The sequence below is a fragment of the Pedobacter sp. UC225_65 genome, assembly GCF_042698365.1.
Lineage (GTDB): Bacteria > Bacteroidota > Bacteroidia > Sphingobacteriales > Sphingobacteriaceae > Pedobacter.
In genome coordinates this window covers 591,409-615,937 of the sequence record NZ_CP170550.1, presented here as the reverse complement: position 1 = coordinate 615,937, position 24,529 = coordinate 591,409, and the positions used below count along the sequence as shown (strand labels likewise).

Below are 24,529 nucleotides of genomic sequence, written 5' to 3'. Positions count from 1 at the left end.
AATGCATAGTCCAACACAATTACAAGAAATCTTAGAAAAAGCAATCCCTCAGATCGTATATCCAAAACACCCTGCCAATTTATACGAACCTATTCGCTACATTATGAGTTTAGGTGGCAAAAGAATTAGACCCGTAATGGTATTAATGGCAACAGAGCTATTTACAACTGATATCAATAAAGCATTAGATGTGGCTTTGGCCATTGAAACTTTTCATAATTTCACCTTAGTCCATGATGACATCATGGACAACGCCCCATTGCGAAGAGGTAAACAGACCGTACACGAAAAATGGGGGATCAATAACGCCATCCTTAGTGGAGATGTGATGATGGTAGAATCAAACAAACACCTCTCTAAAGTAGATGTGAATGTATTGAAACCAGTACTGGATACCTTTAATGCCACTGCACAAGGGGTTTGCGAAGGACAACAGCTCGATATGGAGTTTGAACAACGCGATGATGTAACCATTGAAGAATACATCGAAATGATCCGACTAAAAACAGCCGTACTATTAGGTGGGGCTATGAAATTGGGCGCTATTGTAGGTGGAGCGAATACCGCAGATGCAGACCTGCTCTATACCTTTGGCGAGAATTTGGGTGTGGCCTTTCAACTACAAGACGATATTCTAGATGTTTATGGCAACCCAGAAAAATTTGGCAAACAGGTTGGTGGCGATATCATTGCCAATAAAAAAACCTTTCTGCACCTCAAAACATTAGCATTGGCACAAAGTGATGAAGTTGAAAGTTTAACCAGTATTACTGATGACCAGATCAGCAAGATCAACTCCGTTACCCTTCTTTACAATAAATATAATATCAAAGAATTGGCGGCAACAGAAATGGAGAAATACCTAGACAAGGCAAATACAGCTCTGGCCAGCTTGGCAGTTGCCGAAGAGAAAAAGATGAACTTTAGGGAATTGGTACAGCAGATATTAGAACGGGACAAATAAACAGTCCTGTTCAACTTAAATAAAAAAAGCCTCGATAAATTATCGAGGCTTTTTCTGTTGTAATGAACTTACAAATATTATTCAGCAGATGCTGCTTCAGCATCGTCAGCTTTAGCTGCTTTTTTTGCAGGTGCTTTAGCCGCTTTAGGTGCTTTTTCTTCTTTAGCTTCAGTAGTTGCTGCTGCTTTAGCAGGAGCTGCTTTTTTAGGTGCTGCTGCCTTTACAGGAGCTGCATCTTCAACAGTAACAGGCAATACAGAAACGTATGATTTGTTATCTTGTTTCTTTTTGAAAGTTACAATACCAGGAACTAAAGCGAATAAAGTATGGTCTTTACCAATACCTACGCCTTTATCAGGGTGGTGTTTTGTACCGCGTTGACGAACGATAATGTTACCAGCGATAGCTTCTTGACCACCAAAGATCTTAATACCTAAACGCTTGCTATGCGATTCACGTCCGTTTCTAGAACTACCGGCTCCTTTTTTATGTGCCATTTTATTTTATATTTTTTAAGAGAGGAAACCCAATCTTACAATTAAACAAAAAAATTAACTACAGAGTGATACTCTCAATCTGGATTTTGGTGAAATACTGGCGGTGACCATTTTTCTTTTTGTAACCTTTTCTACGTTTCTTTTTGAAAACGATTACTTTATCACCTTTTAAATGAGACACGATTTTAGCTGTAACCGATGCACCTTTTACTGCAGGAACCCCTACTGTAATTTTACCACCATTATCAACCAACAATACATTGTCAAATTCAATACTAGCGCCTTCATCTCCTTGTAAACGGTGTACAAAAAGGTGCTGGTCTTTTGCAACTTTGAATTGCTGTCCTGCTATATTTACTATTGCGTACATTGTTAAATAATTATTTTAGAATTGTTTATTTTTTTTATCGAGGTGCAAATATAGAATAAATACTATTCAAACACAAGTAGATCATAAAATAATTTTCAATCCACTACCAATTCAATACATTCTATAGGCTTATGTTCCAAAACTATTGCCCATCCATCCCATTATTAAACATTTTAGCAACGTGTCATTTTGTACCGAACACTATTCATGTTGATTAGATAGAGCAAATTTGAGCTTAAGTAATAAAAAGGATATATATTTTTCATTACTACGATTTATTCGTAGTTTTACGAAAAACATTTAGACTTTATATTTTTATGAAACCTATCCTAATCACCCTTTCGGCAATTGCATTTGCCACTACTGTTTTTGCGCAGAGTCCGGATAAGGCCTTGGCCAAAGTAAGTTATACCTTTTCACACGTCAGAGACACAACCCAAAGAGACAAGCCCTATACCGAAACAATGCTATTGATCATTGGCAAAAATGCTTCCATTTATACCAGTTATGACAAAATCGCACAAAGTGAGGCCAGAAAAAAGATGATTGAACAACAGATCAAAGAAACACCAGAAGGGCAGCCCATGAAGATCAATCTTGGAAAAGTTAAGCCAACCTCTTCCATCGACTATTTCCTTTTTGCAAAAGAGAAGCAGCTTTTTGTCAAAGAATCTGTAGTTAACGATTACTTAACGGAAGAACCTGCATTTCAGATCGCATGGAAAGTTACCAAAGATACAACCAGTTTTTCGGGCGTACATTGTCAGAAAGCCATTGCTAATTTTAAAGGCAGAAACTGGATAGCTTGGTATGCGCCTGAACTACCCTTTCAAAGTGGGCCTTGGAAATTAAATGGGCTACCAGGCTTAATCATAGAGGCTTATGATGACAAAAAGGAAGTACAGTTTCTATTTGCCGGTATCGAAAATATAAAAGACGAAGTGATAAAGCCAAAACAATCTATTGGAGATCATGAAACGGTCAAATCTATCAATCCTATTCCTGATAACGAGATTAAACTACCTGTAAATGCCATCAGAACTACCAAAACCGAACTTGATAAACTCAAAGCAGCAAGAGCAAAAGATCCAATGGGTTTTGCAAATGCACAAATGGCTAGCAGTGGTGTAAGTGTAAGTATGACTCCATCGAAAAGTCCAAACGCTACTCCAATCAAAAACACATTCAATAATCCGATTGAATTACCTGAAAAGAACTGATCCCTTCCATTATTGAGCACCACATGTAAAAAATTGTTAAACAGTTATATTATTACGAAATAATCGTAGATTTACGAAAAACTAATCTTAAAAACATGAAAAAGATTCTAACCACGTTAATTGCCATTAGCTTAGCTACACTTTCTTTTGCCCAAAACCAAGATAAAGTATTGGCCAGGGTAAGTTATAGTTTTACCCATGCCAGAGACACTACACAAAGAAATGATCCTATACAGAAAACATGTTATTGATCATTGGGAAAAATGCATCCATCTATACCAGCTACGATCGTATCCTACGCGAACTTAATCTTGACAAACCCTCTAGTACAGCACCATTTAAACCAGTTACCCGAATTGACTATTATTATTTTGCAAAAGAAAATGAGTTCTATACCAGAGAAAAAATCATTACAGAATATATGGCTAAAGAAGTTGCACCGAAGATCAATTGGAAGATTACAAAAGATACAGCTAGTTTCTCTGGTGTACATTGCCAAAAAGCTACAACTTATTTTAAAGGGAGAAACTGGATTGCCTGGTTTGCACCAGACCTACCCTTTCAAAGTGGACCTTGGAAACTAAATGGTCTACCAGGATTGATCATTGATGCCTATGATGATAAAGGAGATGTTAAATTTCAATTTTCAGGTATCGATAACCTTGATACCCCACCAACTACAGCAGAACAGAAGTCGCTGGCAGCACATTTCTACTATGGCCCTACCATTAAATTTCCAGAAAACGCTAAATTAACTACCAAAGCCGACCTGGATAAATTAAGAGAGACAAGAGATAGAGATCCATTAGGTTTTGCAAAAGCTTCGGCTCCTAATGATGGTCGAATTGTAAAGATGGGCATGAGTACCACTGGCGTTTCGCATACAGTAATCAATAACCCGATAGAATTGCCAGAAAAGAAAGATAAATAATATCCTGTCTGAAGATCTTCAGCATCATAAATAGCTTATGAAAGCCATAGCAACACTTTTTTTTGTAACCATAGCAACTACCATTACTTTGGCCCAAAGCCCCGATAAAGTATTGGCCAGGGCGAAGTATCACTTTGTACACATCCAAGATACCATGCAAAAAGATAGGCCCTATACCGAAAACATGTTATTGGTCATAGGTAAAAATGCTTCTTTATATGCAAGTTATGATGGATTAGACCAAACCATTATCCGAAACAACCGTATTTTGGAGCGTGCTAAGAGTTTAGTACCTGGCTTGGTCAGCGTACAGTTAGATTGGACAACACCAGATGTAAATTCCATCGTTTATTTCTTCTTTGCCAAAGAAAACAAGTTCTTGACTAAAGAACGTCTGATCAATACCTATCTCGTAGAGGAAATTGCACCAAAAATAAGTTGGACAATTACTGCAGATACTGCAGATTTTTCTGGCATACATTGTCAAAAAGCGCTTGCCCATTTTAAAGGTCGAAATTGGATCGCCTGGTATGCACCAAACCTCCCTTTTCAAAGTGGACCTTGGAAATTAAATGGTTTGCCAGGGCTAATCATCGATGCTTATGATGAGAAGAAAGAAGTTTGGTTCCAGTTTGCTGGGATGGAAAACATAACAGCCGCTAAAAAATCACCAAGCATGCCGTCTGCTGGCCCCAAAGTAATCGACTTAGATGTTAGTTTGGTTAAGGATACCGAAATACGACTACCAACAAATGCAATCAAGACTACACAAAAAGAGCTCGACAAATTGAAAATCAGTAGAGACAAAGACCCTCAAGGTTTTAGGAATGCGCAAATGGTAGCATCCAATGGAAGTTACAATTTAAAAGCCCAACCAAAAGCAGTGCTCGAATCTCCTAAAATGAACACCATCAACAACCCTATAGAACTACCAGAAAACAAAAACTAGCGCATCAAAATTCATCAAATATTATTGTACACATATCATGAAAGCCTTATTGATTACTTTGCTTACAGTTACAATGACCACAGCTTGGGCACAAAAACCTGATCCTGTATTGGCAAGAGTACGTTATACCTATACCAATAAAAACGACACCCTTGCCAACGGGAAACCACGCATCGAAAACATGCTGTTGTTTTTTGGAAAGAATACATCTTTATACACCAGCTACGATAAGATAAGGCATGAGATTTCTGAAGAACAAAAATTTTGGGCGATGATTGAAAGTGGTGGAGGTAAGGGCAAAAGTGTGTTTGTGATAGATGATAGTAACAGCAAATGGATGACCACTACCTCTTACTTGTTTTTTGTAAAAGAAAATAAATTTTACACCAAGGAAATGTTTTCACTAAAGAGTTATCTTGTAGAAGAAACTGCCCCAACAATTGACTGGAAAATAAGCAAAGACACGCTTAGCTTTTCGGGGTTAAGTTGCCAAAAAGCAACAGCCACTTTCGAAGATAACAACTGGGTAGCATGGTATGCACCAAGTGTGCCTTTTCAAGGAGGCCCGTGGAAATTAAATGGTTTACCGGGGTTAATTGTAGAAGCCTACGACGTAGACAAACAGGTCTGTTTCCAATTTGCAGGAATTGAAAATGCAAAAAATGGCGACCATGTACGTGACCGCGATGTAACAAAACGACCCGGTGCCAGCCCAACCACCTATAATGCAATTGACCAGATGATCGGACGCGACGTTGGTACTGCTTATTTCGAAAACATTATTCGTTTACCCATAGGTGCTGTTAGAAGCACCAAAAAACAGATGGAAAAATTTAAAGAAGCGATCAAAAAAGACCCAAAAGGTTTTTTTAAAGCACAATCTAAATATTAAGAAAATATGAAAATCGCACTTATTACATTTTTAGCCTTTTTTAGTAGCACAATTGCTTTTGCACAAAAACCTGATGAGCTACTAGCCAGGGTACGTTATACCTATATCAACAGTAACGATACCTTAAAAACCGGAAAAGTACGCAATGAAAATATGCTATTGTTTTTAGGCAAAAATGCATCGTTATATACCAGTTATGATAAATTAAGGCACGAGATTGCTGAAGACCAAAAATTCAGGGCCAAAGCAATGAGTAAAGCCGGCAGTGGACAACCTGTAGCCATTGTAATGGACAACTCAGGTTCAGAGTGGATGTCTACCTCATCCTATTTATATTTTGCCAAAGAGAATAAATTATTCACCAAAGAGGTCATTGCACTGCAAAGCTATCTGATCGAAGAACAAGCACCTAAGATCAATTGGAAAATAACCCGCGACACGACAAGTTTTTCTGGACTGAGCTGCAAGAAAGCCGTAGCCAATTTTGAGGGTAAGAACTGGATAGCATGGTATGCCCCTAGTCTACCCTTCCAAAGCGGACCATGGAAACTCAGCGGTTTACCCGGTTTGATCATCGATGCTTATGAAGAAAACAAATTGATACAATTTCAATTTGCAGGCATAGAAAATGCCAAAGAAGGCGACCATCAAAGAGTAGACGATGTTACCAAAAGAGCCGATGCCAGGCCAGGTGATTACAATGCATTGGACCAATTGATTGGACGTGATGTTGGAAGTGCTTTTTTCGAAAACATCATTAAACTCCCAGTTGGGGCGGTTAAAACCGATCGGGAAAAGTTTGACAAATTAAAGGCCGCCTTTCTAAAAGACCCCAGAGGCTTTGTAAGAGCACGTTCTGGATATTAAAAAATGCCATTAGTTAAAAAGTGTTAAATCATTTTTAGTATTACGAAATAATCGTAGTTTTACGAAACATTAATTGAACACATAAGAAAATATTATGAAAATTATTCTTGCCATTTTATTTACAGCATCAATTACCTCAACTGTTTTAGCGCAAAACACTGACCAAGCTTTGGCAAGAGTACATTATAAATTTAGCCACATTACAGATACCACCAATAGAGACGAGCCTTTTCAGGAAAACATGATATTGATAATTGGAAAAAATGCATCGCTATATACCAGTTATGATAAAATGACACAGACCGATCGCTTGGCTGCATTTCTCAAAGAGCAGACAAAAGCAAATGGTGGTACATTAACCAATGTGGTGATGCAAAAAGGATTGATAAAAAAAGTAACCACTACTGATTTCTACAGTTATGCGAACGAGCAAAAATCATATACAATCGAATATATGATGACGAACACTTATATCATACCTGGAGAATTGACCCCAATAAAATGGACAATCAAACAAGATACCATGAGTTTTGCAGGCATCAGCTGTAGAAAGGCGATTACCCGTTACAAAGGCAGAAACTGGATTGCTTGGTATGCTGTAGACCTACCCTTTCAAAGCGGACCTTGGCAATTAAATGGTTTACCAGGACTGATCATAGCAGCCTACGATGAGAAAAAAGATATCCAATTCCAGTTTGATGGTCTAGAGAAGGTAAATGAAACCAATCTAGTAACCAAAGACGAGAAGATACGCATAGGAACTGGGGAACTCAATTTCAGCAATAACACTTACCTCGGTAAGGAAATCAAACTTCCAACAAATGTGATCAAAGCCACAAGAGCAGAGGTGAACAAGCTGAGACAAGCAATAGCCGAAAATCCAATGGCAGCCATGAGCGGTGGACAAATATCTGCTGGTGCAACTGTCATACGTAAAAATTCAACTATTCAAACCAAGGCCAAAACCACATTTAACAATCCAATCGAATTGCCAGAAATAAAGAACAATTAACCAAACACAATATGAAAACGACTTTAACTACCTTATTCGCTATTGCAATAACTTCTGTTGCTTTGGCACAGAACCCAGACAAAGCATTGGCTAGGGTTAAATACAATTTCGTCCACATTCAGGATACCACTGAAAAAGATAAGCCTTATACCGAGAATATGTTATTGATCATTGGCAAAAATGCATCAGCATATACAAGTTTCGATAAGATAAACGAACAACTTGCCATGCAGAAGCAGTTACAAGAACAACTTAAAAATCAAGCTGGCAGTGGCAACATGACCCTTAAGATCAGCAAGTCGGATTCAAAACCAACTTCACCACTAGATTACTTCTATTTTGTGAAAGAGAATAAATTCTTCACTAAAGAAAGGGTCTTCAACAATTACCTTATAGAAGAAGAAGCACCAAAGATCAATTGGAAGATTGCGAAAGATACAGCAAGCTTTGCTGGTGTACACTGCCAAAAGGCAACAGCTTACTTTAAAGGCAGAAACTGGGTGGCCTGGTTTGCTCCAGAACTACCTTTTCAAAGTGGGCCATGGAAACTCAATGGCTTACCAGGGCTAATCGTAGAAGCCTATGATGAGAAAAAAGAAGTTCAATTCCAATTTGCTGGTTTAGAGAATGTAACTGCTGAAGATGGAAAAACAGCCGATGCTGGTGAAATCAAAATAGATGGTCCTGCCGGCAGCCCAGGTGTAGTAAAGATAATGGGCATGGATACCGGCAATACTTTTCTTGGAAACGAAATCAAATTACCTGCAGATGCGGTTAAAACAACCAGAAAGGAACTGGACAAGTTAAAAGATGCCCAGGCAAAAGACCCACAAGGTTTTATGAATGCGCAGTTGGCTGGAAGTGGCGTTAAATTTGGTAACATGACCAGAACAAGTGGAAGTGTGGGTACACCAAGACCTAAAGCAGTAGTCAACAATCCTGTCGAATTACCTGAAAAAAAATAAATACACCATGTTTTTTGTTGGAATTTTATTAGCCATCATCTTTCTGTTCAACTACATCTTCGGTTAACAGAAGCATTAGCACCAGATTAGATTCTGGCAAATTTAGGTACAGTTTTACGCATTGCTGAAACACCATAGCGAAGCCATGCCATTATTTACAACTGAATTAGCTCAAAAGAAATGAAAAAACAATTGCTCTACACATTCTTGATCTTCATGCTGAGCAGTGTTGCTGCGCTCGCACAAAAACAGGTCAAAGGAAAGATAAAAGATACAAAAGGTACACCTATTGCCTCTGTAAATATCAATTTAAAAGATAAAGAGGGTAATATCCTTAGTTTTACCAGAACCAACGACAAAGGTGAATATACCCTCTCTTTTACTGAAGAGAACAAAGGCCTGACCTTAGAGGCTACCATCATCGGTTTCCAAAAGAAGATGATCGAAGTTGCTGACCTAACCAAGAGCTACGATCCTTCTCTGGTTGAAACAGAGATCAACCTCAAAACCGTAGTGGTGAAAAACCGTCCTGTCCTTACATCCAACGGTGATACTTTGAATTATAAAACTTCAGATTTTGCCGATAAACAAGATAGGACCATTGGTGATGTATTAAAGAAGATGCCTGGCATTGTGGTTGACGAAAATGGGAAAGTGACTTATAATGGAAAGGGTATTTCCAATCTGTATTTGGATAAGGATAACTTACTTGACGACAAATACAATATCGCTACCAAAAGTATCCCCCATGGTGCAGTTGAGAAAGTACAGGTGATCCAAAATGACCAACCGATCAAAATGCTGCGCAAGAACAACATGAGCGACGATGTAGCTCTGAATTTAGTAATCAAGGATGATGCAAAGCTTAAAATGATGGGCGATATCAAGGCTGGACTTGGAACACCCGACAGGTTTGATGGCAACATCAATGCCATGATGTTTAAAAAACAACTGAAATTCATCAATAACCTAAAGGGCAACAATATTGGTATCGACCCAGGTATCGACCTTACCTCGCATAACATGGCCGACTACCTTAAACGTTTTGACAACAGCAAGCCTGCCAGCTTTCTTTCTGCTGGTGCCGCAGGTGTACCCACATTGCCCCAAAAAAGGTCTTTGTTCAATAAAGCTGGCCTCATCAATCTTAACAATCTTTACAAGTTCAACGATGACCTACAGTTAAAAGCGAATATTTCTTACCTATATGACCAAAGAACACAGGAGTATAACAAATTTTCTGAAACTTATCTACCTGGACAGACTATCCGTTACAACGAAGTACAGAACAATGCCATCAATCCACAAAAATTCAGAGCACAATTGAACCTTAACAAAAATACCGAACAATCATACCTGAACAATACTTTTGTGGCTGATTATGCACCCAACAAAACCAACTCTAATGTAGTGATCAATGGCATTGGCGCCAATCAGGGGCTTAGCCAAAAAACGTTCGATATTTCGAATGAACTGAGTTATAGAAAAAAACTAAAATCAGATAACATCCTTAACTTTTATTCTTATTTAAACAGAACCACACAACCAGAGATCTTAAATATCAGGCCAGGTTTAAATGCAGATATCTTAAACAACGGCACACCTTATTTGGGCCTAGACCAATATGTTAAACTACCAACTTCATATACCAACAACTTCATCTCTTTTGCACTCGTAAAAAACAAGTTTACACAGACCTATAAAACTGGTTTTAGTGTACAACAGCAAAACTTCAAATCAGAGCTTTACAGGATACAAAACAACCAAACTACCGAATTGGTATCGCAAAACACAACCAACGACCTTGATTGGCTTAAAACGAAGACATTTATTGAAGCAGGTTATGATTATACAGGTGAAAAGATCAAAGCAAGTTTATTTCTGCCCTTGAGCTATAATAACATCAATTATAGCGACCCTGCTAAAAGTTTAGACAAAAATCTCGACAAATTCTTTGTAAATCCATCTTTCAATATCAAATACCAAATTGGCATAGAGAATTACATTTCGGCAAATTATAGCTTTAACAATACTTTAGGTGGCATAGATGATGTTTATCGTGGTACAGTATTAAAGAACTACCGTTCGTTATTTGCCAACAACGCCCCTATCTCAGAAAGCAAATCGCATGGTGTTGGAGCCAACTTCAACTTCCGTAAGGCCATGCAGATGTTGTTCTTTAGCTTAGGTGTAAACTATTCTGCTACTACATTAAATACCATTTCATCATATACTTTAAGCGACAATATCCAACAACGTATCGTTCTGCCTTTAGCCAACCAAGCCAAATCTTTTTCTGTCAATGCCGCAGCAAGTAAATACCTATTTGACCTCCGAAGTACAGTGAACATTGGCGGCACTTTTAGCCAAAGTACATTTGACCAGTTACAAAACAACAGATTATTACCTTTTAATACCCAAACGATGACCTACAATGCAGGAATAGATTCAAAGTTGACCAATTTCATGAATTTTTCTTACAATGGAACATACACGGTTAGCAACAATAAATCTTCGATTAGCAACATCAGCAGTAAATTTCAACAATTAAGGCAGCAATCTAGCTTAACGTTTACCACCTTTAAAAGTGTGTTTATCAATGTTGCTGCAGAACACATCTTTACACACCAATTAGACCAGCCAAACCTCAGCTATCTATTTGCTGATTTCAATGTGAGATATAAACTGATGAAACTTAAAACCGACCTCGAATTTGGCGTTACCAATTTGGCCAATGTGAAGAAATTTGAGGCCATTAACCTCTCTGCAAACTCATTGACCTCAGGCACCTACTATATCCCTGGACGTGTTGCCATGTTAAAAGCGACTTTCAATTTTTAAACAACTGGAATTGTGTGTATTGGTTAGGGTTAATAAATAATACCAAACAAACAATTGAAGCCCCGAAACTGTAAAGTTGAGGGGCTTTTTTATGATTTACCTACGTGATACTAATCTGGGCCTAAATGAGTTTATCTTTATATCACATTACACATCCCATTTCCTACACATGATTCAAAACATTAAAATTCTAAAGACCGAAATCCTTTCTAACAATTGGTACACCCTTAAAAAAATCACTTATGAGTACCTGACAAAAGCAAACAAATTAGAAGTACAAAGCAGAGAAGCTTACGACCGGGGAAATGGTGCTGCTATCCTACTTTACAATACGGCACAAAAAACAGTAATCTTAACCAGACAATTTAGATTACCTACCTATATCAATGGAAATGAATCTGGTCTGCTGATAGAGGCCTGCGCTGGCTTACTAGACCATGATGCTCCCGAAGATTGCATCAGACGTGAAACCGAAGAAGAGACCGGATATAAAGTAACTGCTGTCGAAAAAGTATTTGAAGCTTACATGTCGCCAGGATCGGTAACTGAGATCCTTTATTTCTTTATTGCAGCCTATTCAAAATCGATGAAAGTAAATGAAGGAGGAGGTTTGGATCATGAACAAGAAAATATCGAAGTATTAGAATTGGATATTGACAGTGCGATGAAAATGATGACCACTGGAGAAATTAAAGACGGAAAGACCATCATGTTGCTACAACACCTCAAGCTCAATGGCATTTTATAATACTTCCTTCCTTATATCCTGTCACAAAAAAAGCCTCAATTAATGAGGCTTTTTGATATAGAATAATTTAGATATTAGTTTTTCTTGGTCCCTCGTGCAACAATATGTATTTCGGGCAGTTTTGGTTCTTCCTGTTTAACTATACTTACATTTTTGATATGGTCTGGGTTTACTTTATTCAATTCCTCTGCACCTACTTTTTTACCATTTAAGATCACGGTAATGGCACGTTTACCGCTATCTGTCGGTTTGTTCATTTTCCCATAACCTACCACCGTAATAACTTCAAGTTTTTTACCTTCTACATCAACTGTTGCCGGCTTATCCAGCTTAGGAAACATAAAACCCTGTACGCTTTTCTGCAATCTTTTGGTCACCGAACTTGCTGTATCAGTAAATACTAGCTTTCCTTCAAATTTACCTTTTAGAGGAAGGTTTTCAGCATTAAATGAGGTAATCGCATTGATGATTCTAGTAGCTGCCAACTCCCTTGAAGAATTGGTAGTATCTGTATTGATATAAATTGTATTAACTAAAACGATATTTCTTTGTGTAGTATCAGATTTGATATTGAGTTCAACAGGAGCTTGTTTTTTTCTGATAGGCTTATGTTTCGAAATTGTTGTTTTAACTTCAACCTCATCCTTATGATCGTCGATGATATGATTATCAATCAAAACCTGCTCTAAAGGTGCCAGATGCTTTTTGATATCTTTTTTTGTTACTGTAAAAGCTAAAGTAGTCAGCAATAAAACCGGTAGTACCAATAAGTAACGGCTAAGTGTTAAACGAGACGAACGTTTAACGTTCATCATCTTGATCCGTTTTTTTAAGTCAGATAAGTTAAAATTGTTGACGATTGGCACTGATGGTGAGAGTGTACCCACATCTAACAAGCTATATTGGTAAGCTTTCTTATCAATCCCTTTCTTTAAGATCTTCTCATCTGTGATAAACTCCAAATTCTCTTTTACAGCCCTTTTCATCAACCAAACACCTGGATTGAACCAGTAGAAAACCACGCTGAGCTCGGCCAAGATAATATCTAACGAATGCCATTGTTTCACATGGATGTTCTCATGTGCCAAAATGGTCTTCAACTCTTGTTCTTTATGTAAAGATGGATTGATATAAACTGTTTGCCAAAATGAAAATGGACTTACGGCCTCATCCAAAATCCTAACCTGATAATCTGCAACAGAACCCGGAGCAGATTTTTTATGCATTTTATACAAAGAGATAAACTGTATCAACAGTCTAAACGCCATAAAAATTACCCCAATATAAAACAATAGACTGATCCATCCCCAATAGGCCGTGATAAAGTTTGAGGGAACCAATTCCGTTACCTGTTGATTCATTTTAACTACAGTTTCCTGATCAACATGTGTTTGGTTAAAGAAGAAATCCGTTAAATCTATAAAAGGATAGATGGTTGAAAACAGTATACCAAATACCAAAAAAACACGGTTGATCACATAAAATGTCAATCGACGTAAAATAAGATAATAGGCTGCAGCGAAAAGTACAAGAACCAGGTTTATCTTAAACAGGAGGACAAAGAGATAAGGCATATCATTACTTTTCAGGGTTTTCGATCAGATTGATAATTTCTTTAAGTTCTTCAGTGCTTATTTTTTTATCCTTCGCAAAAAAAGCAACCAATTCTTTATAAGAACTTTGGAAGTAATTGTTTACAAAACCATTCATGAAACGCTTTTTGTACTCCGCTTCTTTCACCTTGGCGCTGTAACGATTGGCATTGGCATAACGCTCACTCTTCAAAAAACCTTTGCGTTCTAAATTCTTGATGGTCGATGCCAAAGTAGTATATGGTGGTTTAGGCTCGGGCATCACGTCCATAAAATCCTTGATAAATCCTGCCCCTACTTGCCAAACCGCAAGCATTGCCTCTTCTTCTTGTAGTGTTAACTTCTCCATAGTTTACGAATATATCGTAAATATACGAAATTATATTTGAGACGATAAAATTTTAGGCTGTTAAAATTTGTTAAGGCTTTGCGTACCTGTCTTCTGCCTCATTTATAGTCTGAGCGATGACCTTTTGCAATTGTTCTGCCTCGGCCGCAACAGTTGCATTTTCATTATAATCCGTCATATAAATGATCTTCTTTGTTTTACGCTCGTAATTAAATGTCATTTCATAGCGTAAAACCTTATCACTTTTTAAATTGGCATTTGGATTGGCAATTACTTCTGGTAATTTCCAGAGGTCGAGCTCATTGGCTTTACTGTGCAAAAAGATAACATGGTTGGCATTTAATTTAACCTTGGTTTTAACCAGCTCGTCTTTATTGTTTAGGTATTGATATTCGCCTGTAGCCGAATTATAGCTATTCACAAGCGTATCTCCCACCCCCCATTTATAACTTAGCGAAATAAAAGAAGAAGCCGGATATGGACCCTGTTTAAGATTGATCAAATAATAACCGCCAATACTGATAATCAGGATTACAGCAATTGTGGTGATCAGCGACAGCTTCTTTTTCAGTTCAATAGCCATTATTTCTTTGCCCTTTCTTCAGCGTCTATGATACTTTGCTCAATCATCTTCTGCATCTGTGCGGCTGCGTTTTTCATCCGTACATTACCCTCAAAATTTGGCAGATAGGTCACCTCTTTCGATTTTTTCTGATAGTTGAACTTCATAAAATAACGCAGCGTCTTAGGGTTTTTCAGGTCACTTTCGTTATTCGCTACTACATCTGGCAAATTCCAAAAGCCTTGCTCGTCGGCATTGCTATCCAAAAACTTTTTGTCCCTTGCATTCAACTCCACATGTTTGATAATCAAAGAATCCTTATCATTCAGGTATTTGTACTCGCCAGTAGCAGAGTTATATGAATTTTCTAATTTATTACCCACTCCCCATTTATACTCCAACGACACGAATTCTTTTGCCTTAAATGGTGCATTACGGATAATCGGTGCGTAATAGATGATGGCGTAAATTAAAAATGGAACAACTACTGTTAAAAATAAAAATATCCTTTTCCCTCTGCTCGTCATATTATAATCTTAAATCTAATCTAAAGGTCCAGTCAGTTCACCTTCCCACTTACTCACTACCGCAGTTGCAATACTGTTACCAATTACGTTAGTTGCTGATCTACCCATATCCAATAATGGATCAATACCTATCAATAGGGCCAATCCAGCTTCTGGGATGTTAAAAGTAGCAATGGTTCCGGCAATAACCACTAAAGAGGCACGAGGCACGCCGGCAATACCTTTACTGGTCAACATCAAGATCAACAACATGGTAATCTGCTGCTCAAATGAAAGGTGAATGCCATAACATTGCGCAATAAACAACGAAGCGAAGGTCATGTACAACATCGAGCCATCCAAATTGAACGAATAACCCAATGGCAATACAAAACTTACAATTTTATCTTTACAGCCGAAGCGCTCCAACTGCAACATGGTTCTAGGATAAGCAGCTTCGCTACTTGCCGTACTAAAAGCCAACATTACTGGCTCTTTCATCCTATTCATCAAGTTAAACACCCTACGTTTAAGAATCAGATAACCTATAAAGATCAACAGTATCCAGAGCATCAACATACTCGAATAAAACTCTCCGATAAACAAGGCATAAGTAGACAATACACTGATACCTTGCTTGGCTACAATGGCAGCCATGGCCCCAAATACCGCAAAAGGTGCAAAGTTCATTACATATCCTGTTACTTTCAAGATGATATGGGCTACTGAATCGAAAAATTCAATCACCATTTTACCCTTTTCACCAATGGCCGCAGTTGCTACACCAAAGAATAAAGAGAACACCACAATCTGTAGGATCTCATTGGTGGCCATTGCTTCTGCGAAACTTTTAGGCACAATATGCGAGATAAAATCTTTTACAGATAAGGCTGCGCCTTTTATACCTGTATCAGTATGGCTGCTTGGCAGAGGTAAATTCATGGCTTCGCCCGGTTTAAACAGGTTTACCATAACCATACCCAACACCAGCGACATTAATGAAGCACTAATGAACCACAGCATCGTTTTACCGCCAATACGTCCAACAGCCTTGATATCGCCTACCTTGGCCACACCAACCACCAATGTGGTAAATACCAAAGGCGCCACGATCATCTTGATCAAACGCAGAAAGATATCACTCAACAAGGTTAAGGGTTCTAATTTTTTCTCTCTTTCCTTTTCGTTTTCTTTACGTATAGCTACTTGTTCTGCTTTTTGTGTTTTTAGCACAGCAAATTGGCTAACAGTAGTATCAGAAAGATTGCTCATCTGAGTTTCAATCTTTTTTATCTGTGCATCGGCACCAACAATGGCATTATTATTTTTGTTGAAGTTATTTACATTTAAGTAATAACCTACAGCAACACCTACTATAAGTGCTATAAAAATAAATAGTGTAAGTCTGTTTTTATTCGACATTGGTTAGGTTTAGATTTTAATCAAGGCGTAAAACTACAATAATAAAATTATTCTCTAAACTTTGTTGATAAAGCATTAGTTATTTTACATATTTGGGGCGTAACAAAACTAGGCACTGAACATCTAATCCAGTAGCTCATCAAAAAGAAATAAGTGAATCAGAAGGATACTTTATTTAAGGAAATTTTCGACAAGAACTCTAAAAAGATTTTTCACTTATGCTATGGTTATACAGGGGACAAGGATTCTGCGAACGACCTTTTACAAGAAACTTTTTTAAAGGTATGGCAGAACCTGGATAAATTCAGGAACAAATCTTTGATTTCTACTTGGATCTATCGGATTGCGGTAAACACTTGTTTAACCTATCTACGTTCAGAGAAAAGACAGGCCAAAGATGAGCTTACAGAAAATATCATTGAAAACAAGATTGAAGAATTTTCTGAAAAAAACGAACAAGTTGCGCTACTCTATAAATCTATCTCTAAACTAGAAGAAAACGACCGTTTGATCATTACCATGGTACTGGATGAATTGCCATACAATGAAATTGCAGATATATCTGGAATAAGTGAAGGAAACCTAAGGGTAAAAATTCATCGCATTAAACAAAAATTGACCGAATTATACAATCAGCATGCAGGAATTTGATCATATAGAAGCACTTTGGGCGCAGCATACGGTTGATGTAACAATATCAGCTGATGAGATGCTGAAACAGGCTAAAAAAGAAGTTAATGGCATGCGTACCCGCTCGCTATTGAACATATTGGGCATGAGCCTTTCTTTTGTTGCTGTTGCTTGCTTGTGGCTTTTTGATTTTCAATCGTGGACAACACATGCAGGAATTGCCATTATCGCCTTTGCTGTAGCGGTATATACCATCATTTTATACAATAACCATAAAATCATAGCCAAAACTGATTTTACCGCACATCCAAATGCGTTTATCAGTACTTTAAAACACTATCAGTTGAATCGCCTTGCAATTTACAGCCGCCTGTATTGGTTTTATACCGTGGCGCTTTCTCTGGGCATGGTTTTCTTTTTTGTTGAAATTTCTGGACACATGGAACTATGGATACAAATTGTATTTATATTGATAAGTTTTGGTTGGATCATCTTCTGCTCTACCCTGGTGCGTAAAGCGGTGATTAAAAAGGATAAAGAGCGGATTGCATTGTTGATCGAGAAATTTGAACGCATCAGCAACCAGTTTAAAGAACACGAATAATTTATTGGCACGGCTTTCGTTCTATACCTTCAAATGAAGAACGGATTGATTACTCCCTTTGTCTTATTTACTTTTTTGCTTTTTAGCGGATTTAAAACGCAGCAGGAAGTTATGCCAATCCAATTGGATTGGGACATCCATTTCAAGGGCAAACCCGATGAGCATTCTGCTTATGCGGCATTGACAGCCACAACATGGCATTATAGTTATACTGCTAAGATTAGCGGTAACAAGCTAAATATTGATTTTAAATTTGCCGCAGGTGTCGAACCTGAAAAATCGTGGGTAAAACAAAGTAGGATTCGCGATAAAAAGGCAAACAGACAACTGTTAAACCATGAACAAGGTCACGTTTATATCAATTATCTGCTTTTAAAGGAAGGCGAAACCGTTATTCGCAACCAAAAATATACAACCAGCAATTACAAAAGATCAATTCAAGCTACTGCCAATAAAGTAGGTAAATATTACAGCGACATGCAAAGTCGTTATGATGACGAAACCAAACATGGTGCCGACCAACAGGCCCAAAACCAATGGGACGATTACCTTAGAGATCAAATGAATAAGTACCAGTAAAAGTTTTCGGTTTGCAGTTTACAGCAATCCAATTTTACTGCGGTTTTACTTCGCTAGCCGAAAAACTATTGCCACTTAACCTATACTGTAAAGTTTTAACCAAGGTGGTTGTTTTACCACTATCTGTGCTTATAACCGGTACTGAACGGAACAAGTCTCCATTTTTTACAAAGAACTTATCATTCCCCTCGTATCCCTTTTTAATGTTATTGCTAAAGCCCGGAAAACTGATCTTGTTGAAACTATTGCCACTAAACTCGTAAACATTTAGGTCATTCACATTCTTTCTAACTACGTATTGAACATACAATTCTGGATTCCCATCATTGTCCAAGTCCATGTTCCAGGCATCTGTAATGATTCCTTTTCTTTCATCAGAAAGCGACTTATAATTGTTTTTGATAGAATCAGACATCAACAACAGGTAGCCACCAATGGTATCAACTCCTTTTCCCCAGCTTACCACTTCAAAATGATAGCCAGGTTTGATTTCAATATTTTTATAAAATGGAAATGGATTACCAGATTTTGCCTTCCCAGTTTCTGTTTGAGCTACAGTAGTTGATTTCTCTTCGTTACTGCAAGCCGTATAGAACAACATTGTTCCAAGTGTTAGAAAGCCAAGTTTAATGGTATTTTTAAATTTCATTTGTGGTTCGGTTTTAAAAATCCAATTTATACGATTTCCCTATCCTTTGCAAAAAATATTCAACTATTTTGTCTTTACATCTGGTGCGCCGTTGTTCAAGGTGGTTTCTGTAACTACACTTCTTTTGCCACTTGGTGTAATCACAATGGTTTTAAGTGTTTTCTTTTGACCCTGAGGTACGATAACTTTAATTGGCTCTTTGTATTCTTTGGCATTTTCTGATGGGCGGTAACCATCAAGCGTATAAAATATTTTAGCCCCTAAAATTGGCGACTTTAATTCTAAGCTCACATTGCCACCATTCAATACTTTATCTGGCTGACCAATTGGTGTAGGTACCCAATAATTGGCACTTGTTTGATCTAACCTGGCCAAATGCAAAGGCACTCTTTCTTCCATAAAGTTCTTGATGTCTTTTTTGTCCAGTGGACTCCAAGCAATTTCCGCAAGCGCATATAGTCTAGGCAAAATCTGGTATTCTACCTTGGCAGGACTTTCTAAATATTCGCTCCACATATTTGCCTGCACACCAATTACATATTTACCTTGGTCGGCATTGAGTTCTTTTGGAATTGGATCGTAGCTATAAAGTTTGGTATAAGGAGCAAAACCACCTATGGTTAAAGGTTCGTCTGGAGAATTGGATTGTTTATGGTCAAAATATAAACCTGCCGAACCTGGGGTCATGATCACATCGTGACTCTGTTTGGCCGCATCAATTCCACCTTGTTCTCCCCTCCACGACATTACTGTTGCATTTGGGGCCAATCCGCCTTCTAAGATCTCGTCCCAGCCAATTACCGACCTTCCTTTTGAATTGATATATTTTTCAATCCTTTGAATGAAATAACTTTGTAGCCCGTGCTCGTCTTTAAGGTTATTGTCTTTGATAAACTGTTGGCAAAATGGCGATTGTTTCCAATACTCTTTCGGACATTCATCTCCACCTACATGGATATATTTGGAAGGGAATAAAGCAATCACTTCATCCAGTACATTTTCTAAGAATTTAAAGGTATTATCTGTTGGTACAAAAACATCATCAAATACTCCCCAAGTCTGTTGTACCTGTTTGCCTTTTCGATCACCAGACCAAGGTGTTTTATCCGAGATGAAGGTATCCTTATCAGGAAAACAACTGAGTTCTGGATAGGCCGCAATGGCTGCAGAAGCATGTCCGGGCATTTCTATCTCAGGAATTACAGTGATGTATTTACTGGCAGCGTAAGCAATTACTTGTTTCACTTCTTCTTGTGTATAATAACCTTTGTAAGGTTCATTATCTGTACCACCAGTACCTGGATAATTCCCCACAATTGTTCCGCTTCTGCTTGCACCAACAGTGGTCAGTTTTGGATATTTTTTAATCTCGATCCTCCAGCCTTGGTCATCGGTTAAATGCCAGTGGAACTTGTTCAGCTTGTACTGTGCCAATAAGTCGATATATCTTTTCACAAAAGAAACAGGAAAGAAGTGTCTGGCTACATCTAAATGCATTCCACGATATTTAAAACGTGGATAATCATTGATTTCTGCGCTTTGGATGCTGATCTTATCCTTGCTTTTGTCTGGCATCAACTGCATCAACGATTGTACGGCATAAAACAGACCTGCTTCCTTGCCTACAACTTTGATATGATTAGGGGTAATTGTTATGGTATAACCTTCTGCTGGCAACTTATCTGCGCCAACAGATGTTAACACAATTGATTTTTGCCCACTTGTTACCGCCTTTTCTTCCCTTAGCGCAAAACCGCCTTTGGTAACGATAAAAGCATTTAACAGATCCGCTGTTCTGGCATTTTCAGCTTCGTTACTGATCAAAGCCACAGTTTTATCTAATTGGAATACACCGCTTGTCTTTTTGATAGAAACGGGAACAGGAATGATACCCATATTCGCATCGGTTTGTGCGTAGGTATTTAGCGTGAGCAAAGTAGGTAATAACATTAAAAAAATCTTTTTCATAGTTTTCAAGTATTTGGTATGACCAAGATATAAAATTTAAGGGAAAGCAAAAACCAATTGGGTAAGATGATTTATTTAAACTGATAAAGACAGAAGGACTCTAAACATAGGCAAAATTCAATGTATCATTTCTGTTCCATAGCACTTTTGCGCTTATTCTTTAAACAAACTTTGTAATTTAACTTAAACGATTACCAACGTTATTGGTAAAGCCTGAAACAGATTGGCGTGAAAAATCTGTACGAGCTAACAATCTAAAACTAAACTTAAATGAAAAAAGCAAACTTACTTAGCAAAACCGAGCTAAAAAAAGTAATGGGCGGTACAAAACCGAATTGCCCTGAGGGAACTTGCGCAATGGTTATGCCTGGTTCTAACTGGGATGACCTTTGTCCGATGAACATGCACTGCGAGACGTTTCTTTGCGATGATGGTGTAGGACAATATACCAAGTGCGTTCCAGATGGGGTTACCTTACCTGAATTATAATCTGGATTGAAATAAAAAAGGCCAGCTTAAGCTGGCCTTTTTATATACTTTAAATTTAAGCAACTACTGCTTTCACTACATGCTCTTTTGCAGCCAAATACCTTTCGGCATCTAAGGCGGCCATACAACCAGAACCCGCAGCTGTAACTGCCTGACGGTAATAATGGTCCTGAACATCTCCACAGGCAAACACACCTTCTACATTGGTTTTAGAAGTACCTGGCGTTGTTTTTAAATATCCTGTTTCATCCATATCCAACCAACCTTTAAATATGTCTGTGTTAGGTTTGTGTCCAATGGCCACAAAGAAACCTTCTACAGCTAAAGTGCTTGCTTGTTCTGTTTTATGGTTAAATACCTTAACCCCTGTTACATTTTTACCATTACCAATGATCTCTGTTGTTTCTGTATTGTAGATCACTTCAATATTTGGGGTGTTCAATACGCGGTGAACCATTGCTTTTGAAGCCCTGAACTCATCTCTACGTACCAACATATATACTTTTTTACACAATTTGGCTAGGTAAGTAGCTTCTTCAGCTGCTGTATCTCCCGCACCAACAATAACCACATCCTGTCCTTTAAAGAAAAAGCCATCACAAACCGCACAGGCCGAAACACCAAAACCATTGTATTGCTGTTCACTTGGTAGGCCTAGCCATTTCGCCGTAGCACCAGTGGCAATGATCACAGTATCAGCGGTAATTGTTTTTACTTCATCAACCACAACTTTATGTGGCAATTGAGAGAAATCTACAGAACTTACATAACCAAAACGATTCTGCGTACCAAAACGTTCTGCTTGTTTTCTAAAATCTTCCATCATTTCAGGGCCCATAATTCCATCAGGGTAACCTGGAAAATTATCTACATCGGTAGTTTGTGTCAACTGACCACCCATTTCCATTCCGGTATACATTACAGGTTTTAGATCTGCACGAGCTGCATAGATCGCAGCGGTATATCCTGCTGGACCCGAACCTATAATTAAACAATTTACGTGTTCTATTTCTTGTTGTTCTGACATTTTGTTTTGCTTAAGTATGCAAATTTAAGGTTTAATTTACGAATGGCAAAGCGCCATTAGCAAGCCGAAAGTAAAAAGATATGAAGTTTATTTACCTGCTTGATTCGCTTTGAGCAGACGAACAAAATTACCACCTAATATTTTGGTTATCTCATCTGCTTTATAGCCGCGTTTAAGCAGGGCTGCTGTTATTTTTGGATAATCGGCTACACTATTTATGCCCAAAGGAAATGATTCGGCTCCATCAAAATCTGCACCTAGACCAACATGATCTACTCCAATCATTTTAACAATATAGTCAATATGATCAATCAATATTTCTATCGAAGGTCTTGTTGCATCAGCATCCTTCGGATGTAAGGCAATTAAAGTGTCAATTGCATTGCTACGACCAAATTTTGCGCTCAATGATTTTAATTCTTCCTCATATTTTGCAAAAAAAACTTTTTGTTTGGTATTATAGGTAGAATCCAAAAAACCACTGTAAAAATTAAGTGAAATTACTCCTCCATTTTTACCAACAGCTTTGATCTGTTCGTCTTTCAAATTTCTTGGTACGGGATTTAGGGCATATACACAGCTGTGCGATACCAGTATCGGTTTGCTGGATTCTTTGATGGCATCAAAGAATGTTTGTTCACCAACATGCGACAAATCGACCAGTACACCTAAATCGTTCAATTTATGGACTACTTGTTTACCAAATGTATTTAGTCCAGCATTCTCCTTCTTTATTTTCCCCGAGGTTTCTTCAGCAGCAGAACTTGCCCATGGCGTACTATTGTTCCAAGTCAAGGTTAGGTAGGTCATACCTCTTTGCGCCAATTTTTCTAGATAATCGAGACGGTTTTCGATCATATGTCCACCCTCTACCCCTATCATCGCGGCCATTTTATTTGCCTTAACTGCTTTTTCTAATTCGTCAGCATTACGCACCAAGGTTATTTTTTCTGGATAACGTTTAATAAGGCTGTACAATGAATCAATTTCTTGGTTGGCCACATCATAACCGCCTTTTTCATCGCACCAAATAGAAAACACCTGTACATCCAAACCCCCTTGTTTTGCCCTTACCAGATCAAAATTACCTGTCTTTTGCAGTTTCCCAATGTCTATTCCAGATTTGATCTGGTTAAACAGGATATCACCATGTGTATCTACAACAATGGCCTTATCATGAACCTGTTTGGCAGATTGTGCAGCGCAAAAAATGCTGACCAATGCTAAAAATAAGGTGGAGGTATATTTTTTCATCTATTTAAATCAAAATTTTAGTTGACTGTTCCGCTGGCCTTACTTTGTTTTTTCTTCTTCTCCTCTTTTTGGAGTACACCCATTATATAAACTTCCTTTCTCCTGCCCTTGTTATAGAACCATTCGCCATCTTTTTTGTCCATTACGTAATTTCCGGTCTGGATCACATCCCCATTATTTTCATAATAGCCAAAAAGGCCATTTTTTTGTCCTTCTAAATAAGTGGTCATCATCAGTATATTACCCGTTGGATAGAATGTAGTCCATTTCCCAGTCCTCAACCCATCTTCAAATCGTCCCTTTAACGAAACATATCTGGTTTTGTCTTTTAAAAAAAATGAGGTATTATTTTGATAGTTGAAATCACGATAGTCATTGTAATACACAAAATCCCCATGCTCTACTTTTAAGGTTTCATCCTTATAACTACCTGTACTGGTCAGCTCATCATACAGGTTATAGGTTTTCAATATGCACAATTTATCAGGACCAACTATTCCATATACCCCATAAGAAGTGGCAATGGTAGAATCGCTGGTAATCTTGTTCCCCCTAAAGTAAAGTGCTTTTACTTGGGTCTGTGCAAATACATTGATACTAAAAATGATAGCGCTAACAAATATCAAAAATTTCTTCATACTC

General features: G+C 37.9%; 27 protein-coding genes. 15 read left to right on the top strand and 12 right to left on the bottom strand.

All coding sequences use genetic code 11. The annotated features are described in order from the left end of the window. Position 1 precedes the first annotated feature (1 nt). Positions 2-964: a polyprenyl synthetase family protein gene (locus tag ACFJIZ_RS03215; protein WP_379090599.1), complete on the top strand. Its 963-nt coding sequence runs from the start codon at positions 2-4 to the stop codon at positions 962-964. 77 nt (positions 965-1,041) lie between these two features. On the opposite strand, the gene rpmA is transcribed toward ACFJIZ_RS03215, so the two are convergent. Both rpmA and rplU read right to left on the bottom strand, forming a co-directional pair. Beyond that, complete coding sequence (gene rpmA / locus ACFJIZ_RS03210; RefSeq protein ID WP_379090597.1) at positions 1,042-1,461, bottom strand: 50S ribosomal protein L27; 420 nt, start codon at positions 1,459-1,461, stop codon at positions 1,042-1,044. Between the two features lie 58 nt (positions 1,462-1,519). Further along, positions 1,520-1,831: a 50S ribosomal protein L21 gene (gene rplU, locus ACFJIZ_RS03205; protein ID WP_055133669.1), complete on the bottom strand. Its 312-nt coding sequence runs from the start codon at positions 1,829-1,831 to the stop codon at positions 1,520-1,522. 317 nt (positions 1,832-2,148) lie between these two features. On the opposite strand from rplU, the gene ACFJIZ_RS03200 reads away from it, so the two are divergent. The 10 genes from ACFJIZ_RS03200 to nudK all read left to right on the top strand — a co-directional run bounded on the left by ACFJIZ_RS03200 (position 2,149) and on the right by nudK (position 12,256). Beyond that, complete coding sequence (locus tag ACFJIZ_RS03200) at positions 2,149-3,051, top strand: GLPGLI family protein (RefSeq protein WP_379090595.1); 903 nt, start codon at positions 2,149-2,151, stop codon at positions 3,049-3,051. A gap of 95 nt (positions 3,052-3,146) precedes the next feature. Then, positions 3,147-3,302: a hypothetical protein gene (locus ACFJIZ_RS03195; protein ID WP_379090593.1), complete on the top strand. Its 156-nt coding sequence runs from the start codon at positions 3,147-3,149 to the stop codon at positions 3,300-3,302. Further along, positions 3,293-3,982, top strand: coding sequence for a GLPGLI family protein (locus tag ACFJIZ_RS03190; protein WP_379090591.1), 690 nt, complete (start codon positions 3,293-3,295; stop codon positions 3,980-3,982). The genes ACFJIZ_RS03195 and ACFJIZ_RS03190 overlap by 10 nt, the downstream gene beginning before the upstream one ends. A 37-nt stretch (positions 3,983-4,019) precedes the next feature. Then, entirely contained in the window at positions 4,020-4,931 is a 912-nt protein-coding gene (locus ACFJIZ_RS03185) for a GLPGLI family protein (protein WP_379090589.1), read from the top strand. 37 nt (positions 4,932-4,968) lie between these two features. Further along, positions 4,969-5,823 (top strand): GLPGLI family protein, encoded by an 855-nt coding sequence (locus ACFJIZ_RS03180; RefSeq protein WP_379090587.1) that lies wholly within the window; start codon positions 4,969-4,971, stop codon positions 5,821-5,823. Positions 5,824-5,829: 6 nt separating this feature from the next. After that, entirely contained in the window at positions 5,830-6,690 is an 861-nt protein-coding gene (locus tag ACFJIZ_RS03175; RefSeq protein WP_379090585.1) for a GLPGLI family protein, read from the top strand. Positions 6,691-6,784: 94 nt separating this feature from the next. Further along, positions 6,785-7,702 (top strand): GLPGLI family protein, encoded by a 918-nt coding sequence (locus ACFJIZ_RS03170; protein WP_379090583.1) that lies wholly within the window; start codon positions 6,785-6,787, stop codon positions 7,700-7,702. Between the two features lie 11 nt (positions 7,703-7,713). Beyond that, complete coding sequence (locus ACFJIZ_RS03165) at positions 7,714-8,667, top strand: GLPGLI family protein (protein ID WP_379090581.1); 954 nt, start codon at positions 7,714-7,716, stop codon at positions 8,665-8,667. A gap of 180 nt (positions 8,668-8,847) precedes the next feature. Further along, positions 8,848-11,508 carry a carboxypeptidase regulatory-like domain-containing protein gene (locus ACFJIZ_RS03160; protein ID WP_379090579.1) on the top strand — a complete coding sequence of 887 codons (2,661 nt, stop codon included), beginning with the start codon at positions 8,848-8,850 and terminating at the stop codon, positions 11,506-11,508. Between the two features lie 169 nt (positions 11,509-11,677). After that, entirely contained in the window at positions 11,678-12,256 is a 579-nt protein-coding gene (gene nudK / locus ACFJIZ_RS03155) for a GDP-mannose pyrophosphatase NudK (RefSeq protein WP_379090577.1), read from the top strand. Positions 12,257-12,330: 74 nt separating this feature from the next. Here the strand turns inward: nudK and ACFJIZ_RS03150 are convergent, their stop codons facing one another. From ACFJIZ_RS03150 to ACFJIZ_RS03130, 5 genes are all read right to left on the bottom strand, one after another. Further along, the gene (locus ACFJIZ_RS03150; RefSeq protein ID WP_379090575.1) at positions 12,331-13,830 is read right to left on the bottom strand and encodes a M56 family metallopeptidase; all 1,500 of its coding nucleotides are present in this window, start codon (positions 13,828-13,830) and stop codon (positions 12,331-12,333) included. 4 nt (positions 13,831-13,834) lie between these two features. Then, positions 13,835-14,197: a BlaI/MecI/CopY family transcriptional regulator gene (locus ACFJIZ_RS03145; protein WP_379090573.1), complete on the bottom strand. Its 363-nt coding sequence runs from the start codon at positions 14,195-14,197 to the stop codon at positions 13,835-13,837. 70 nt (positions 14,198-14,267) lie between these two features. Next, positions 14,268-14,780, bottom strand: a complete 513-nt coding sequence (locus ACFJIZ_RS03140) for a hypothetical protein (protein ID WP_379090571.1) — start codon at positions 14,778-14,780, stop codon at positions 14,268-14,270. After that, positions 14,780-15,286 (bottom strand): hypothetical protein, encoded by a 507-nt coding sequence (locus ACFJIZ_RS03135; RefSeq protein WP_379090569.1) that lies wholly within the window; start codon positions 15,284-15,286, stop codon positions 14,780-14,782. The genes ACFJIZ_RS03140 and ACFJIZ_RS03135 overlap by 1 nt, the downstream gene beginning before the upstream one ends. Positions 15,287-15,301: 15 nt before the next feature. Continuing rightward, complete coding sequence (locus ACFJIZ_RS03130) at positions 15,302-16,687, bottom strand: dicarboxylate/amino acid:cation symporter (protein ID WP_379090567.1); 1,386 nt, start codon at positions 16,685-16,687, stop codon at positions 15,302-15,304. 153 nt (positions 16,688-16,840) lie between these two features. On the opposite strand from ACFJIZ_RS03130, the gene ACFJIZ_RS03125 reads away from it, so the two are divergent. The 3 genes from ACFJIZ_RS03125 to ACFJIZ_RS03115 are packed head-to-tail and all read left to right on the top strand — an operon-like array spanning position 16,841 to position 18,500. Next, positions 16,841-17,338 carry an RNA polymerase sigma factor gene (locus ACFJIZ_RS03125; protein ID WP_379090565.1) on the top strand — a complete coding sequence of 166 codons (498 nt, stop codon included), beginning with the start codon at positions 16,841-16,843 and terminating at the stop codon, positions 17,336-17,338. Beyond that, the gene (locus ACFJIZ_RS03120; protein ID WP_379090563.1) at positions 17,325-17,921 is read left to right on the top strand and encodes a hypothetical protein; all 597 of its coding nucleotides are present in this window, start codon (positions 17,325-17,327) and stop codon (positions 17,919-17,921) included. The genes ACFJIZ_RS03125 and ACFJIZ_RS03120 overlap by 14 nt, the downstream gene beginning before the upstream one ends. A 33-nt stretch (positions 17,922-17,954) precedes the next feature. Further along, positions 17,955-18,500 carry a hypothetical protein gene (locus tag ACFJIZ_RS03115; RefSeq protein ID WP_379090561.1) on the top strand — a complete coding sequence of 182 codons (546 nt, stop codon included), beginning with the start codon at positions 17,955-17,957 and terminating at the stop codon, positions 18,498-18,500. 34 nt (positions 18,501-18,534) lie between these two features. Here the strand turns inward: ACFJIZ_RS03115 and ACFJIZ_RS03110 are convergent, their stop codons facing one another. Further along, positions 18,535-19,149, bottom strand: a complete 615-nt coding sequence (locus ACFJIZ_RS03110; protein ID WP_379090559.1) for a hypothetical protein — start codon at positions 19,147-19,149, stop codon at positions 18,535-18,537. A gap of 63 nt (positions 19,150-19,212) precedes the next feature. Further along, entirely contained in the window at positions 19,213-21,117 is a 1,905-nt protein-coding gene (locus tag ACFJIZ_RS03105; protein ID WP_379090558.1) for a beta-N-acetylhexosaminidase, read from the bottom strand. A gap of 270 nt (positions 21,118-21,387) precedes the next feature. On the opposite strand from ACFJIZ_RS03105, the gene ACFJIZ_RS03100 reads away from it, so the two are divergent. After that, positions 21,388-21,606, top strand: coding sequence for a hypothetical protein (locus ACFJIZ_RS03100; protein WP_379090556.1), 219 nt, complete (start codon positions 21,388-21,390; stop codon positions 21,604-21,606). A gap of 55 nt (positions 21,607-21,661) precedes the next feature. Here ACFJIZ_RS03100 and trxB read toward each other — a convergent pair whose 3' ends face one another. The 3 genes from trxB to ACFJIZ_RS03085 form a co-directional block, all read right to left on the bottom strand. Continuing rightward, complete coding sequence (gene trxB / locus ACFJIZ_RS03095) at positions 21,662-22,633, bottom strand: thioredoxin-disulfide reductase (protein ID WP_379090554.1); 972 nt, start codon at positions 22,631-22,633, stop codon at positions 21,662-21,664. Positions 22,634-22,720: 87 nt separating this feature from the next. Continuing rightward, positions 22,721-23,887, bottom strand: a complete 1,167-nt coding sequence (locus ACFJIZ_RS03090) for a dipeptidase (protein ID WP_379090552.1) — start codon at positions 23,885-23,887, stop codon at positions 22,721-22,723. 17 nt (positions 23,888-23,904) lie between these two features. Next, positions 23,905-24,525, bottom strand: coding sequence for a toxin-antitoxin system YwqK family antitoxin (locus ACFJIZ_RS03085; protein WP_379090550.1), 621 nt, complete (start codon positions 24,523-24,525; stop codon positions 23,905-23,907). Between the last annotated feature and the right edge of the window lie 4 nt (positions 24,526-24,529).

Excerpts from the sequence above, each read along its gene's own strand:
- ACFJIZ_RS03215 (WP_379090599.1), top strand. The coding sequence starts at position 2 with ATGCATAGTCCAACACAATTACAAGAAATCTTAGAAAAAGCAATCCCT.
- rpmA (WP_379090597.1), bottom strand. The coding sequence starts at position 1,461 with ATGGCACATAAAAAAGGAGCCGGTAGTTCTAGAAACGGACGTGAATCG.
- rplU (WP_055133669.1), bottom strand. The coding sequence starts at position 1,831 with ATGTACGCAATAGTAAATATAGCAGGACAGCAATTCAAAGTTGCAAAA.
- ACFJIZ_RS03200 (WP_379090595.1), top strand. The coding sequence starts at position 2,149 with ATGAAACCTATCCTAATCACCCTTTCGGCAATTGCATTTGCCACTACT.
- ACFJIZ_RS03195 (WP_379090593.1), top strand. The coding sequence starts at position 3,147 with ATGAAAAAGATTCTAACCACGTTAATTGCCATTAGCTTAGCTACACTT.
- ACFJIZ_RS03190 (WP_379090591.1), top strand. The coding sequence starts at position 3,293 with ATGTTATTGATCATTGGGAAAAATGCATCCATCTATACCAGCTACGAT.
- ACFJIZ_RS03185 (WP_379090589.1), top strand. The coding sequence starts at position 4,020 with ATGAAAGCCATAGCAACACTTTTTTTTGTAACCATAGCAACTACCATT.
- ACFJIZ_RS03180 (WP_379090587.1), top strand. The coding sequence starts at position 4,969 with ATGAAAGCCTTATTGATTACTTTGCTTACAGTTACAATGACCACAGCT.
- ACFJIZ_RS03175 (WP_379090585.1), top strand. The coding sequence starts at position 5,830 with ATGAAAATCGCACTTATTACATTTTTAGCCTTTTTTAGTAGCACAATT.
- ACFJIZ_RS03170 (WP_379090583.1), top strand. The coding sequence starts at position 6,785 with ATGAAAATTATTCTTGCCATTTTATTTACAGCATCAATTACCTCAACT.
- ACFJIZ_RS03165 (WP_379090581.1), top strand. The coding sequence starts at position 7,714 with ATGAAAACGACTTTAACTACCTTATTCGCTATTGCAATAACTTCTGTT.
- ACFJIZ_RS03160 (WP_379090579.1), top strand. The coding sequence starts at position 8,848 with ATGAAAAAACAATTGCTCTACACATTCTTGATCTTCATGCTGAGCAGT.
- nudK (WP_379090577.1), top strand. The coding sequence starts at position 11,678 with ATGATTCAAAACATTAAAATTCTAAAGACCGAAATCCTTTCTAACAAT.
- ACFJIZ_RS03150 (WP_379090575.1), bottom strand. The coding sequence starts at position 13,830 with ATGCCTTATCTCTTTGTCCTCCTGTTTAAGATAAACCTGGTTCTTGTA.
- ACFJIZ_RS03145 (WP_379090573.1), bottom strand. The coding sequence starts at position 14,197 with ATGGAGAAGTTAACACTACAAGAAGAAGAGGCAATGCTTGCGGTTTGG.
- ACFJIZ_RS03140 (WP_379090571.1), bottom strand. The coding sequence starts at position 14,780 with ATGGCTATTGAACTGAAAAAGAAGCTGTCGCTGATCACCACAATTGCT.
- ACFJIZ_RS03135 (WP_379090569.1), bottom strand. The coding sequence starts at position 15,286 with ATGACGAGCAGAGGGAAAAGGATATTTTTATTTTTAACAGTAGTTGTT.
- ACFJIZ_RS03130 (WP_379090567.1), bottom strand. The coding sequence starts at position 16,687 with ATGTCGAATAAAAACAGACTTACACTATTTATTTTTATAGCACTTATA.
- ACFJIZ_RS03120 (WP_379090563.1), top strand. The coding sequence starts at position 17,325 with ATGCAGGAATTTGATCATATAGAAGCACTTTGGGCGCAGCATACGGTT.
- ACFJIZ_RS03115 (WP_379090561.1), top strand. The coding sequence starts at position 17,955 with ATGAAGAACGGATTGATTACTCCCTTTGTCTTATTTACTTTTTTGCTT.
- ACFJIZ_RS03110 (WP_379090559.1), bottom strand. The coding sequence starts at position 19,149 with ATGAAATTTAAAAATACCATTAAACTTGGCTTTCTAACACTTGGAACA.
- ACFJIZ_RS03105 (WP_379090558.1), bottom strand. The coding sequence starts at position 21,117 with ATGAAAAAGATTTTTTTAATGTTATTACCTACTTTGCTCACGCTAAAT.
- ACFJIZ_RS03100 (WP_379090556.1), top strand. The coding sequence starts at position 21,388 with ATGAAAAAAGCAAACTTACTTAGCAAAACCGAGCTAAAAAAAGTAATG.
- trxB (WP_379090554.1), bottom strand. The coding sequence starts at position 22,633 with ATGTCAGAACAACAAGAAATAGAACACGTAAATTGTTTAATTATAGGT.
- ACFJIZ_RS03090 (WP_379090552.1), bottom strand. The coding sequence starts at position 23,887 with ATGAAAAAATATACCTCCACCTTATTTTTAGCATTGGTCAGCATTTTT.
- ACFJIZ_RS03085 (WP_379090550.1), bottom strand. The coding sequence starts at position 24,525 with ATGAAGAAATTTTTGATATTTGTTAGCGCTATCATTTTTAGTATCAAT.